Genomic DNA, 13,333 nt, shown 5'->3' on the forward strand with positions numbered 1-13,333 from the left:
CGCAGCACCGCTGCAACTCAGACGCCGTATACATGGCCGCACCCGACCAAACGCCAGAACCAACCGATCAACCCTTGACCCGCGGGAGCCATCCATACACGGTCCGAGCGGAGCGTCTGGCTGGCCTCTTCCATCGAGGGGCTGATGCCATCGACGACTCCGATCAGGACAAGGAAGGAAATCGGCGTAAAGCTGAGCATCTGGGCAATCCAGATCCCTGTCAGCCCGTACAGCCAACGCCCCAGTTCCCAGCCTGTTGCGGATTCAATCCAATGCGTGACGATGCCGGCCCGGCCCAGCATCATGGTCAGTGCAAGGCCAACCACAAAGGGCGGCGTGATGATTGGCAGCACCGTCAGCAACCGCAGCGATTTCTTGAAGCGAAACCCTGTGCGCGTGGCGACCAGCGCAAAAGCCAGCCCCAGCAACGTCGTACCAGTTGCGGTGCAAATTGCCAGAAAGAAAGTCCGCCAGGCCACGCCACAATTGCCGCCGACAAGGCAGGCCAGTGACCAGATCTTCGGGTCGATGATATTGCGGCGTACGCCTTCGGAGGAAAAGGACCCGTCGAATTCCTGAAACGCGCCCGCGAACATCGATACCAGCGGATAAAACACAAAGGTGGCAACCAGCAGCACCAGTACCGTGATCGCGCCCAGAACAAAGGCATCGCCCTTGAGCGCGCCGCGTTCAGCCTGACCAAAAGCGATCATCAGCGCAAAAATCAGCCCCAGAACCACAGCCCCTGTGCCAAAAGCCGGTTGACCCGTGACATCTCCAAAGGTGGCCTCGAGCAGACCCCAGTTCCAACCGCGCAGGCCGACCGACAGGCCTTCGATCAGCAGCCAAAGCAGTCCCAGCGCTCCAATCCAGGTGAGCGCCCGGCCTCGGGCCGCGCCCGGTTCTCGCGTGGCGCGCAGAAACATGGCCGCCGCGCATAGGGCCAGCACCGGCCACAGTTGCCACCGCCCCGAGGCCGCCTGCACCAGTCCCGGCCACAATTTGTCCGAGCTGATGAAATCGGCCAGCCAGTCAAAGCCGAAAAAGCCGGAACGGGCGCGATACCAAGGCAGCGCAATCAGCGCAAAGACCCCGGCCGCAAGGATCATGTCGAGCCTGCGGTTGTCTTTCATGTGTTCTCGCCGGTGATGGGACAGGGGCAAAGGGGGCGCCGCCGCTTGGGCCGCGCCGCCCTTGGTTTGACCTTACTCGATCGGCATGCTGCCGACTTCTGCATCCCAACGGGCCAGCAGGGCTTTGCGCCGCTCGGACGAGCCGTATTCGGCAAAGTCATAGTCGATCAGCTTGATGGTCGACAGGTCGGGTGCCTCTTTTGGCGGCGTCGCGCTGGCATTCGACGGAATCTGGAAGGATCCGGCATCGGGCATCATGCTTTGCACTTCTGCCGTCAGCACCCAGTCGTAAAAGGCCTTGGCCTCGTCCGGGTTCTGCGCGCCTTCGACCATCGACATCGAGCCGATTTCATAGCCGGTGCCCTCGCAGGGAGAGCCGACACCAACAGGAAAACCCGCCACGGCCTGCGCAACGGCGTCGTGCTGGAAGACGATGCCCAGACCGGTTTCACCGCGCGCCGCTGCCTTCACCGGGGCGGAGCCCGATTTGGTGTATTGCGACACGTTGGCGTGCATCTTTTTGAGAAAATCAAAGGCTTCGTCTTCGCCCATCAACTGGACCAGCGTGGCCAAAGTCGTATAGGCGGTGCCCGAAGAATTCGGATCGGCGATCTGGATTTCACCCTTTAGCGCCGGATCCAGCAGATCGGCCCAACATTTCGGCGGCGTGATGCCTTTGGCCTCGAAAATCTCGGTGTTGTAGCCCCAACCAAGCGCGCCGGAATAGACGCCGACGGTGTGATAGCCGGACACTTTGGCCTGCCCTTGCGCCCAATCCTGTAGCTTGTCGAGCATCGGCGACTTGTACTCGGCGCTCAGCCCGTCTGAGGCGGCCTGAAGATGTGGATCGCCAGTGCCGCCCCACCACAGGTCGGTCTGGGGGTTGCGCGCCTCGGCGCGGATCTTGGCAAAGGCTTCGCCAGATGACAGGCGCACCATGTTCACATCAATGTCGGAATGGCTTGCTTCAAATTCACTTACCAGCTTTTCGCAGATCACCACGTCGGCCGAGCAGATCAGGTTCAATTCCCCTGCCATCGCACCCACCGGCAAAACGGCAGCACCGCCCAGAAGGGCGAGTTTCAGTTTGTTCATAATGTCCTCCCTTGACCTCAAATGAGGCGGTGTTTTGCACACCTGTGCAGCAGCTTGCGAGTCGAATCGCACGTTGTCAACAAAAGTCTCCTGAGCTATCAACCCCGGGGTTTACGTTGATCGGTGCAAAGCTGATCACGGTCAGCGAGTCAGGGGAACAAGATGGCGCGCGTGCAAGTCAGCGCAAAGGATGTGGCCGAATTGGCAGGGGTTTCCCGCGCGGCGGTGTCCCGCAGTTTCACCCCCGGCGCCAGCGTTTCCGCCGAAACCCGTGCCAAGGTGCACGCGGCCGCAGAGACCTTGGGTTATCAGGTCAATCACTTGGCGCGCGGGTTGATCACCTCTCAGACGGGGATCGTTGCGTTGATCGCGGCCGAGATCGGGACGCCGTATCGCTCGGCCCTGTTGGCCGCGCTTTCCGAGACCTTGCAAGAGGCGGGAAAGGTCGGATTGCTGATCAACACCGACCGCTCGGATGAAAGCGTTGCGCAGGCGTTGCGGCAGGCCATCGGCTATCGCACTGATGCAGCCATCGTGTTGTCGGGGATGCCAGACACTTCGCTGGCCGAAACCTGTCTGCGCAATGGCATGCGTCTTGTGGTCATCAACCGCGATGAAGAGCGTCAGGGTTCGACCCGGATCCGGCTGGATGACGAGGCCGCGGGCCGGCAGGCCTTTGCGTCGTTGGCGGCGGCGGGCTGTCGGCGGTTGGCTTTGGCGACGTCGCTGGCAGGCACACCCAGTCTTGAAAGCCGCTGCGCAGGGTTCCGCGCCGCTGCCAGCGAAGCCGGCGTCACGCTGCGGATCGAAGCCTTTGGCGCGACCTCTTACCAGACGGGGTTGGATATCGGCACGCGCCTGATGACTGAACCTGATCGCCCGGACGGGGTGTTCTGTGCCACCGATCTGATTGCATGCGGCGTCATGGATGCGGCACGGCGGCGGTTCCGCCTGCGTGTGCCCGAAGATCTTTCCGTCATCGGCTTTGATGACATCGAACAGGCCGCATGGGAGAGCTATGATCTGACAACCTTTCGCCAACCCATTCGCGAAATAGCGCAAGTCGCTACCCGTTGCTTGACCGCGCCGTCTGACGATGCGCCGAGCAGCGTCACGGTCCCATCGCGCATGGTCTGGCGCAGCAGCGTCCGCCGGTGATTTGCAGGCTTTCGTGTGTGCCCGCGATCAGGTGCGTGACAGTCGGTTCTCGTCATCAATCACCTGAAGATCGCCGTCCCATTGCCAAAGCACAAGATTGAGGTTCGCCTCGGTCGCGCCATGCGCAAAGCTTCGGACGAGGCATCCGACGTAGCCGTCCGCGATCAAAGCTTTGGCGAAGTCCTGTGTTGGAACCGGCCGCCCATTCAGCATCGCCATACGCCATCCCGGATCGGCTAGGCCCGCCTCGGTCATGCCATAGGCCGCAAGGGCCGGGCTGTTCCGCGTGTCGAATATTGGCCCCAGATCGGCGCGGTAAGCCACAAGCGTTGTCGGCTGCAGATCGCCCACTTGGTTGGCTTCACGTAGGGCGGTGGCCGGGTCCAGCGCGGTATAAAGCGCGACCGTCCCTTTTGGATTGAAACGACCACCATAAAGAGCCGCGCCGCGTCCGGACAGGGGTTCGCGCGCGTAGACCGGGTTCAGAGCACGATAGAGCCGCCCCTGAAAGCCTCCGTCTTTGAGCGACATCAGGCGTAAACGCCAGCGTCAACCGCGTCGATATATTCCAGTACCTGCTGCGCCCTGCCGTCTTGCACAAGTTGCATTGCGGTTCGGCCGTCAAATCCGGGCAACGGCTCCGAGCGCAGCCAGGCATAGGCCATGAGTTCGGACCCGAACCGAGGTTGAACCTTGTTCAAAAGCTCCACCAGTTCGCGCAGACGGCGCTGTGTTCGATCGGATTGAATACGGGTTCTGCGTTGCAAGGCATCTTTGCCCAAGCCAACCGTCATCGCCACCTCTTCACTGGTTGTGCGAAGGATCGCAGCAATTTTCTTCGGCGCGAAGAGTCCGTTCTCGGCGTATTGGGTGATAGACATGGCAGCCTCATAAATCGGTGAATATTACGGTATATAGCGTCAAATTTGCTGTCATTCAAGTGTAAGCTTTGGCGCGAAGCAGGACGATTGTGCCAGCACGTTCATGGCGATTCCTGCGGAAGAAATCCCAGTGCCAGCGACGGGAGATCCTGAGTTGTCTTTAAGGGGCGCATGCCAAGAATATGAAAATAAATGGAAATTCCCGCATTTCTGCAGACTTCACATCAAGGTTTACAAAGATAATAAAATAATACTTAATGATTGAATGAGTGGAAGAACGCTCATTAAGGGAGGAAATCATGTCTATAAAACAAACGCTATTGGCCAGCGTTCTTGTCTTTGCGCCTGTCACCGCAATGGCAGCCGATTTGACCATTGGTTTTTCGCAGATTGGTTCGGAATCCGGTTGGAGGGCCGCCGAAACGACTGTCACCAAACAAGAAGCTGAAGCCCGCGGGATCGAATTGAAGTTCGCCGACGCTCAGCAGAAGCAGGAAAACCAGATCAAGGCGATCCGCAGCTTCATCGCTCAGGGTGTCGACGCAATTCTGGTTGCTCCTGTCGTGGCCACTGGCTGGGATGAAGTGCTGGAAGAGGCGCAGGACGCCGAGATTCCCGTTGTTCTTCTGGATCGCACCGTGGATGCCGACAAGTCGCTTTATCTGACAGCCGTCACCTCGGATCTCGTGCACGAAGGCAGCGTCGCCGGTCAGTGGTTGGTGGACGAAATGGACGGCAAAGATTGCCGCATCGTGGAATTGCAGGGAACAACCGGGTCATCCCCCGCCATCGACCGCAAGACCGGATTCGAGCAGGCCATCGCAGGTCATGACAACCTCGAGATCGTGCGCTCACAGACCGGAGATTTCACCCGGTCGCAAGGCAAGGTCGTGATGGAAAGCTTCCTGAAAGCGGAAGGCAGCGGCAACATCTGCGCGCTTTATGCCCATAACGACGACATGGCCGTCGGTGCCATTCAAGCCATCAAAGAGGCGGGTCTGACACCAGGTCAGGACATCAAGATCGTTGCCATCGACGCTGTGCCCGATGCGCATCTGGCAATTGCCAACGGTGAAATGAACGCCACGATCGAATTGACGCCGAACATGGCGGGCCCGGCGCTGGATGCGCTCGAAGCTTATCTTGCCGATGGGGCAATGCCACCAAAGTGGATCCAGACCGAATCCAAGCTGTTTACGGCCAAGGACGACAATCAGGCGATCTATGAGATGAAGAAAGACCTCGGTTACTGACCGGGGCAGGGGTCGGGCAAAACTTCCCCTTGTCCGGCCCCGCCGTTCATCGCGCCCCGCGTCGGTTTCGCCGGGCTGAAAAGAACAGCGCGCTTTGTTTTGATTGCGGGCGCAGATAAGACATATCCATGACCGATGACGCACCCCCGATGCTGCATGCAAAGGGTATTTCCAAGTTCTTTCCCGGCACCATCGCACTGGATGATGTCGAACTTCAGCTGTTTGGCGGCGAAGTGCATGCGCTGCTGGGGGAAAACGGGGCTGGCAAATCCACACTGATCAAATGCCTGACCGGCGCATATCAGCGCGACGGCGGTACCGTTACGCTGGATGGGACCGAGGTGGACCCACAATCCACAGCTGAAAGCCAGCGTCTTGGCATCGGCACGGTGTATCAGGAAGTGAACCTGCTGCCCAACCTCACCGTGGCCGAAAACCTGTATCTTGGGCGGCAACCGCTGCGTTGGGGGCTTTTGTCGCGCCGCAGGATGAACGATCTGGCGCGGAAAACGCTGGCCGGGTATGGGCTGGACATCGACCCGGGCGAGCCGTTGACAACCTATTCGGTGGCTATTCAGCAAGTGGTGGCCATTGCCCGCGCCGTCGAGATGTCCGGCAAGGTTCTTATTCTTGATGAGCCAACGGCCAGCCTTGATCGCGACGAAGTGCAGCTTTTGTTTTCCGTGGTGCGCCAGTTGAAAGAGCGCGGGCTGGCCATCGTTTTTATCACTCATTTTCTTGATCAAGTCTTCGAAATTTCCGACCGGGCCACGATCCTGCGCAATGGTCGTGTCGTCGGAACGCGAGACCTGTCGCAGGTCACGCAAAAGGACGTTGTGACCCTGATGCTGGGTCGCCAGCTTGAGGCGCGTGTTCATGACCGCAAGGCGGGAAAGGCCGGGAAGCCACTGATCGAGCTGGACAAGATCGGCCGTCGCGGCATGCTCGAGCCATTTTCGCTGACAATTCACGAAGGCGAAGTTGTTGGTCTGGCAGGGCTTTTGGGCTCGGGCCGTACTGAAGCGGCGAACCTGATCTTTGGCGTTGTGCAGACCGATCAGGGCAAGATGACCCTGCGCGGGCAACAGATCACCATATCGAACCCACGCGAGGCGGTGGCGCATCGGTTCGCCCTGTGCCCCGAAGACCGCAAGACCGAAGGCATCGTCGGCGATCTGTCGGTGCGTGATAATATCATCCTCGCGCTTCAAGCCCGGCAGGGATGGTTGCGGCCTATTCCACGCGGCAAGATCAACGAGATCGCCGAAAGCTATGTGCGCGCTCTCGACATCCGTCTTGCAAGTCTTGATATGCCGATCCGGCTTTTGTCTGGCGGCAACCAGCAAAAGGCGCTTTTGGCGCGTTGGTTGGCGACGAACCCCGATTTCCTGATCCTGGATGAGCCGACCCGCGGAATCGACGTTGGTGCGCATGCCGAGATCATCGCGCTGATCGAACAACTGCGTTCGGACGGAATGGCGCTCTTGGTCGCCTCGTCCGAACTGGAAGAGCTGGTGGCCTATTCGACCCGCGTCGTCGTGCTGCGGGACCGCAAGCAGGTGCGCGAACTGACGGGCTCGCAGATCACCCCCGACAATATCGTGCAGGCCATCGCCGACGACAGTCCCTTGCAAGAGGAGCGCGCATGATACCCGGTCCCAAACCCTCCGTCCTCAAACGGATCATGCCGCAGCTTTTGATCCTTGGCGCGGCGTTGCTGCTGAACCTGATCGTCTTTCCAGACTTCTTTCACATCGATTTCCGCAACGGCCGTCTGTTCGGCAATTTGATCGACGTGTTGAACCGTGGGGCGCCGGTTGCGATCCTGTGCGTGGGGATGACTTTGGTGATTGCCACCAAGGGGATCGACCTGTCGGTGGGGGCTGTCATGGCCATCGCCGGGGCGACGGCAGCCTCGATGGTGGTCGAAGGGCAGGGCTGGGGCACCGCTTTGATCGCTGCGCTGGCGGTTGGTGGTCTGTGCGGTCTGTGGAACGGCATTCTTGTGGCAGTTCTGCGCATCCAACCCATCGTCGCAACGCTGGTCCTTATGGTTGCCGGGCGCGGTGTCGCGCAGTTGATCACCGAGGGGAAAATCCTCACCTTCATGAACGAAGGCCTGATCCATCTTGGGGCGGGGACGGTGCTAGGTATGCCAACACCGATCCTGATCTGGATGGCGCTTGGCACCTTTGTCATCCTGGTCGTGCGTCGCACAGCTTTGGGAATGCTGATCGAGGCCATCGGGATAAACGAACGATCGTCCCGGCTCGCTGGAATCAATTCTCGGGTGCTTCTGGTCTGTGTTTACCTTGTCTCGGGGCTCTGCGCTGCCTTGGCTGGGGTCATCGTGGCGGCCGACATCAAGGGGGCGGATGCCAACAACGCCGGACTTTGGCTTGAGCTTGACGCTATTCTTGCGGTGGTGATCGGAGGCAATTCTCTGCTGGGCGGACGGTTTTCGATCCTGGCCTCGCTGATCGGCGCGCTGATCATCCAGTCGGTCAATTCGGTAATCCTGCTGTCGGGGATGCCGCCCGAATTCAACCTTGTGATCAAGGCGCTGCTGATCCTCTGTATCCTCGTGATCCAGTCCCCTCGGATCGGCTATCTGCTATACATGCTGCGCGCCTCCGGGCCGCAGCCGCAACCAGAAAAGCTGCCGGTGCCGCGCCGCCGGAAGGAAGAGGCAAAATGATCCGTTCGACCCATCTTCCGCTGCTTGTCACCTTGGGGACTTTCGTGCTGGCCTTTGCGCTGTGCGGCTATGCCTACCCGTCGATGTTGTCCACCCGGGTTGTCGCCAACCTGCTGACGGACAATGCCTTTCTCGGGATTGCCGCGGTCGGCATGACCTTTGTCATCCTGTCGGGCGGGATCGACCTGTCGATCGGCTCGGTGATCGCATTTACCGGGGTGTTTCTGGCGGTGATCCTGCGCGACACTTCGATCCATCCGCTGGCGGCCTTTGCACTTGTGCTGTTCATCACCACGGCCTTTGGGGCGGCGATGGGCGCGTTGATCCATTTCCTTGAAATGCCGCCGTTCATTGTCACGCTTGCGGGCATGTTCCTTGCGCGCGGCGCGGCTTATGTGTTGTCCACCGAGTCCGTGCCGATCACGCATGAATTTTATGACGTCTTGCAAGGGCTTTACTGGAAAGCGCCCAGCGGTGGGCGGTTCCGGCTGATTGGTGGAGTGATGGTCCTGACCTTTCTGGTTGGTATCGTTGTGGCGCACCGGACCCGGTTTGGTCAGAATGTCTATGCCTTGGGGGGCGGGACGCAGACTGCGCGTCTGATGGGGGTGCCGCTGGCATCGACCACCATCGGGATCTATGCCATTTCCGGCGCGCTGGCAGGTCTGTCGGGCATCGTCTTTTCGCTCTACACATCGGCGGGCTATTCGCTGGCCACGGTGGGAGTCGAACTTGACGCCATCGCGGCGGTTGTTATCGGAGGGACGCTTCTGTCAGGTGGCTATGGCTATGTCGCGGGAACATTTTTCGGCATACTGATCATGGGGCTGATACAAACGTACATCGTTTTTGACGGGACGCTGTCCAGTTGGTGGACAAAGATCGTGATCGGGGGACTACTCTTTGCTTTCATCCTGCTGCAGAAAGGGCTGACTTGGGCAACACAGGTAAGAAGGCGACCGGCGACTGGCTCCACCGCTCATTCATGACCCTGGTACAAGCCGGGGGCGGGGCAGAGCGCGCGAGCAACCACACAAGCTTTGTCGTGGAGCAGTTGGGGCGAGCGATCGTCGCGGGGGAATATCCCGAAGAAACCATGATCCCGCTAGATCCGGACCTGTGCGAAATGTTCGGTGTGTCGCGGACTGTTGTCCGGGAAGCCAAGAAAACCCTGATTGCCAAAGGTCTGATCCAGTCCAAGGCCAAGGTTGGCACACATGTGCGCCCTGCGGACGAATGGAACATGTTCGATCAGGATGTCATGCGCTGGCACACCTCGGTCAAGAATCCGGTGCGCTTTTACGAAGAGCTGTTCGAGATCCGTTTGATATTTGAACCAGCGGCGGCGGCGCAGGCAGCGGGCCGCGTCAATCAGGTGGATTGCGAGCAGCTTTTTGCGCTGTGTGACACCTTGGCGACTGCGACCAGCCGTGCGGATTTCGCACTGGCCGATTACGAGTTCCACAAGCAGGTGCTGCGGCTTTCGGGAAACCGGTTTTTGCAATCGCTCGGGGACTTGGTGCAAACCGCGCTGTATTCGCTGTTTATGGCGGAAAACGCCGAACCTTTCCCCGACCGCCGCGAAAAAGTCGCCAGTCGTCACCGCGCCATTGCCACGGCCATCGCCTCGGGGGCGCCGCAAGACGCCCGCGAGGCCATGCAGCGTGTGATCAACGATGGCTATCGCAACGCTTTGCCGGGCGGTGTCGCGCAGGCGTGACGCGTTATGCGTTGTACGAGATCGTTGCCGCGACTGCTGATTTCCAGGCGGCGTATTTTTGTGCGCGGATGTCTTCGCTCAGATCTGGGGTGAAGCGCGCTTCGGCCTGCCAACCGGCGGAAAAAGCGGCCATGTCGGGAAGCAATCCGGCCTTGTATCCCGCCAGCCAAGCTGCCCCAAGCGCCGTCGTTTCCAGAACCTTCGGGCGTTCGACGGGCGCGTCGATGATGTCGGCAAGGAACTGCATGGCAAAGTCCGAGGCGCTCATCCCACCGTCGACGCGCAGGGCGGTTTCGCTGGTGCCGCTCCAATCGGCTTTCATCGCTTCCAGCAAATCGCGGGTCTGAAAGCCCACGCTTTCCAGCGCCGCGCGGGCCAGTTCACGAGGGCCGGAATTGCGCGACAGTCCAAAGATGGCCCCGCGGCATTCGGCATTCCAATAAGGCGCGCCCAACCCGGTGAAGGCCGGCACAAGGATGACCTGTTGGGCGGGATCCGCCGTTTCGGCCAAAGGTTGCGTCTCACGGGCGTCGCGAATGATCTTCAGTCCGTCGCGCAGCCATTGCACCACTGCCCCGGCGATAAAGATCGAGCCTTCCAGGGCGTAGGTGGGCTTGCCATCCAGCTGATAGGCAATGGTGGTCAAAAGCCGGTTTTGCGACCGAACCGGCGTGTCGCCAGTGTTCAGCAGCGCAAAACATCCGGTGCCGTAGGTGGATTTCAGCATCCCCGGTTCAAAGCAGGCCTGACCGACGGTGGCGGCCTGCTGATCGCCAGCAATACCGCAAATCGGGATCGGGCGGCCAAACAGGTCTGGCCGTGTCTCTCCAAAATCGGCAGCGCAATCGCGCACCTCGGGCAGCAGCTCCATCGGGATGTTCAGCCGGTCGCAGATGGTCTGGGACCAGCGCCCCTTGCGGATATCATACATCATCGTGCGCGCGGCATTCGTGGCGTCGGTCACATGTGCTTTGCCGCCGGTCAGGTTCCAGACCAGCCAGCTGTCTACGGTGCCAAAGGCAAGCTCGCCAGCTTTGGCGCGTGCGCGGGCACCGTCAACGTGGTCAAGGATCCAAGCCAGTTTGGTGCCGGAAAAATATGGGTCGAGCAAAAGTCCGGTGCGGTCGGTGATCGTTTCCTCAAAGCCCTCGGCCTTCAGCGCCTTGCACATCTCCGAGGTACGGCGGTCTTGCCAGACAATGGCATTGTGAATGGGTTTGCCGGTTTCGCGGTCCCAGACCAGCGTGGTTTCCCGCTGGTTGGTGATGCCGATGGCCGCGATGTCTTTGACGTCCGGGCCTGCCTTTTCGATCACCGCGAGGCAGGTCGCGGCGGTCGTGGTCCAAAGATCCATCGGGTCGTGCTCAACCCAGCCGCTGGCAGGATAATGTTGCGGAAATTCTTCCTGTGCCGAGGCGATAATGGAAAGGGCCGAATCGAACAGAATGGCACGCGTCGACGTGGTGCCCTGATCAATCGCTAGGATATGGGTCATGAGGCTGCCTCGGTAGTGGCGCGGCCGCTGAGTCGGGCCGCCGTGTGGTAATCTATCCAAAAATCACAAAAGCGCCGAGGCCCCTTGGGGCCCCGGCAAAAGAAGTCGGCTTACTTCCACGACATGATCAGTTCGTCATACGAAACTGTCTTGGGCTCTTCGTCCTCGTTGGCAAGCTTGGCCTTGGGCGATCCGGGCTGCGAGAGCCAGTACTCCGGGTCCTGCTCGTCGTTCAGCTTGGGGCCGATGTCGCCTTGGATGCCAGCGCGCTCAAGACGAGCCATGACCTTTTCCTGATCTGCACAAAGCGAGTCCAGAGCCTCTTGAGCGGTCTTGGCGCCAGACATGGCGTCGCCGATGTTCTGCCACCACAGCTGGGCCAGCTTCGGGTAATCCGGGACGTTGGTGCCGGTGGGCGACCATGCCACGCGAGCTGGGGAGCGGTAGAATTCCACCAGACCGCCAAGCTTGTCTGCGCGCTCGGTGAAGCTCTCGTGCTGGATGGTGCTTTCGCGGATGAAGGTCAGGCCAACGTGGGCCTTCTTCACGTCGACGGTCTTGGACGTCACGAACTGGGCATAGAGCCAGGCCGCCTTGGCGCGATCCACCGGGGTGGATTTCATCAGCGTCCAGGAACCCACGTCCTGATAGCCGATCTTCGTGCCTTCTTCCCAGTAGACGCCGTGCGGGGAGGGGGCCATGCGCCACTTGGGCGTGCCATCCTCGTTCATCACCGGCAGGTCAGGCTTGACCGTGTCGGCGGTGAAGGCGGTGTACCAGAACATCTGCTGGGCGACGTTGCCCTGCGCCGGGATCGGGCCTGCCTCGGAGAAGGTCATGCCTGCAGCGGCTGGGGGCGTGTACTTTTCCAGCCATTCGATGGCTTTGGTCACAGCATAAACAGCAGCCGGGCCGTTGGTGGCGCCGCCACGGGCAACGCAGGAGCCAACCGGCTGGGACTGCTCGTTCACACGGATGCCCCATTCGTCCACCGGCAGGCCGTTCGGCTCACCCTTGGATCCGGCACCGGCCATGGACAGCCACGCATCGGTGTAGCGCCAGCCAAGGCTCGGGTCTTTCTTGCCGTAGTCCATGTTGCCAAAGACTTCGCCTTCGACGCCCATGTGCGACAGGTCGCGCCCGGTGAAGAACTCCGCGATGTCTTCATAGGCAGACCAGTTGACCGGAACGCCGAGGTCATAGCCATAGGCTTCCTTGAAGTCCGCCTGGTTCTTTTCGTCGTTGAACCAGTCGTAGCGGAACCAGTAGAGGTTCGCGAACTGCTGATCGGGCAGCTGGTAAAGCTTGCCATCGGGGGCAGTGGTAAAGCTGGTGCCGATGTAATCGTCCAGATCAAGACCCGGGTTGGTCACATCCGCGCCTTCGCCGGCCATCCAGTCGGTCAGGTTGCGGGCCTGCTGATAGCGCCAGTGGGTGCCGATCAGGTCCGAGTCGTTGATGTAGCCGTCATAGATGTTCTCGCCGGACTGCATTTGAGTTTGCAGTTTCTCGACCACGTCACCTTCGCCGATCAGGTCATGGGTGACCTTGATCCCGGTGATCGCGGTGAATGCGGGGGCCAAAACCTGGCTCTCGTACTCATGCGTGGTGATGGTTTCCGAGACGACCTTGATTTCCATTCCGGCCATCGGCGCTGCGGCATCGACGAACCACTGCATTTCCGCTTCTTGTTCGGCGCGGGACAGGGTCGACAGATCGCCGATCTCCGCGTCCAGGAATGCCTTTGCGGCATCCATATCGGCAAAAGCTGGACCCGCAAGGATCAGCAGCGCTGCCGTGGTTGATTTCAGTTTGTGGGTCATTCTTCGTTTCCTCCCGTAAATGAACCATAGTTTGAGGATGGGTAGTTGTGTCCGGGCCTCCTCGGCTCCCGTTCACA

12 protein-coding genes are annotated in these 13,333 nt (G+C 60.1%); 6 read left to right on the plus strand and 6 right to left on the minus strand.

Annotated features, from left to right (window positions below):
- Positions 1-17 precede the first annotated feature (17 nt).
- Both ACOYQJ_RS22460 and ACOYQJ_RS22465 read right to left on the minus strand, forming a co-directional pair.
- A complete protein-coding gene (locus tag ACOYQJ_RS22460; protein WP_422908161.1) occupies positions 18-1,133 on the minus strand; it encodes an ABC transporter permease family protein in 1,116 nt (371 codons plus the stop codon).
- Positions 1,134-1,205: 72 nt separating this feature from the next.
- Entirely contained in the window at positions 1,206-2,228 is a 1,023-nt protein-coding gene (locus ACOYQJ_RS22465) for an ABC transporter substrate-binding protein (RefSeq protein ID WP_422908162.1), read from the minus strand.
- Positions 2,229-2,390: 162 nt separating this feature from the next.
- On the opposite strand from ACOYQJ_RS22465, the gene ACOYQJ_RS22470 reads away from it, so the two are divergent.
- Positions 2,391-3,386: a LacI family DNA-binding transcriptional regulator gene (locus ACOYQJ_RS22470; RefSeq protein WP_422908163.1), complete on the plus strand. Its 996-nt coding sequence runs from the start codon at positions 2,391-2,393 to the stop codon at positions 3,384-3,386.
- Between the two features lie 27 nt (positions 3,387-3,413).
- On the opposite strand, the gene ACOYQJ_RS22475 is transcribed toward ACOYQJ_RS22470, so the two are convergent.
- Positions 3,414-3,917 (minus strand): RES family NAD+ phosphorylase, encoded by a 504-nt coding sequence (locus ACOYQJ_RS22475; protein WP_422908164.1) that lies wholly within the window; start codon positions 3,915-3,917, stop codon positions 3,414-3,416.
- Positions 3,917-4,267: an antitoxin Xre/MbcA/ParS toxin-binding domain-containing protein gene (locus tag ACOYQJ_RS22480; protein WP_422908165.1), complete on the minus strand. Its 351-nt coding sequence runs from the start codon at positions 4,265-4,267 to the stop codon at positions 3,917-3,919. Before ACOYQJ_RS22480 ends, ACOYQJ_RS22475 begins: the two co-directional genes overlap by 1 nt.
- A gap of 299 nt (positions 4,268-4,566) precedes the next feature.
- On the opposite strand from ACOYQJ_RS22480, the gene ytfQ reads away from it, so the two are divergent.
- The 5 genes from ytfQ to ACOYQJ_RS22505 all read left to right on the plus strand — a co-directional run bounded on the left by ytfQ (position 4,567) and on the right by ACOYQJ_RS22505 (position 9,938).
- On the plus strand, positions 4,567-5,520 hold the full coding sequence (gene ytfQ, locus ACOYQJ_RS22485) for a galactofuranose ABC transporter, galactofuranose-binding protein YtfQ (RefSeq protein WP_422908166.1): 954 nt from the start codon (positions 4,567-4,569) through the stop codon (positions 5,518-5,520).
- 128 nt (positions 5,521-5,648) lie between these two features.
- A complete protein-coding gene (locus ACOYQJ_RS22490) occupies positions 5,649-7,169 on the plus strand; it encodes a sugar ABC transporter ATP-binding protein (protein ID WP_422908167.1) in 1,521 nt (506 codons plus the stop codon).
- A complete protein-coding gene (locus tag ACOYQJ_RS22495) occupies positions 7,166-8,218 on the plus strand; it encodes an ABC transporter permease (RefSeq protein WP_422908168.1) in 1,053 nt (350 codons plus the stop codon). Before ACOYQJ_RS22490 ends, ACOYQJ_RS22495 begins: the two co-directional genes overlap by 4 nt.
- Entirely contained in the window at positions 8,215-9,207 is a 993-nt protein-coding gene (gene yjfF, locus ACOYQJ_RS22500; protein WP_422908169.1) for a galactofuranose ABC transporter, permease protein YjfF, read from the plus strand. The genes ACOYQJ_RS22495 and yjfF overlap by 4 nt, the downstream gene beginning before the upstream one ends.
- Positions 9,204-9,938 carry a FadR/GntR family transcriptional regulator gene (locus tag ACOYQJ_RS22505; RefSeq protein WP_422908170.1) on the plus strand — a complete coding sequence of 245 codons (735 nt, stop codon included), beginning with the start codon at positions 9,204-9,206 and terminating at the stop codon, positions 9,936-9,938. Before yjfF ends, ACOYQJ_RS22505 begins: the two co-directional genes overlap by 4 nt.
- A gap of 4 nt (positions 9,939-9,942) precedes the next feature.
- Here the strand turns inward: ACOYQJ_RS22505 and glpK are convergent, their stop codons facing one another.
- Positions 9,943-11,433: a glycerol kinase GlpK gene (glpK, locus tag ACOYQJ_RS22510; protein WP_422908171.1), complete on the minus strand. Its 1,491-nt coding sequence runs from the start codon at positions 11,431-11,433 to the stop codon at positions 9,943-9,945.
- 110 nt (positions 11,434-11,543) lie between these two features.
- Positions 11,544-13,256 (minus strand): ABC transporter substrate-binding protein, encoded by a 1,713-nt coding sequence (locus tag ACOYQJ_RS22515; RefSeq protein WP_422908172.1) that lies wholly within the window; start codon positions 13,254-13,256, stop codon positions 11,544-11,546.
- Between the last annotated feature and the right edge of the window lie 77 nt (positions 13,257-13,333).

The sequence above is a fragment of the Pacificoceanicola algae genome, assembly GCF_049341065.1.
In the GTDB taxonomy this organism is placed as follows: domain Bacteria; phylum Pseudomonadota; class Alphaproteobacteria; order Rhodobacterales; family Rhodobacteraceae; genus Pacificoceanicola.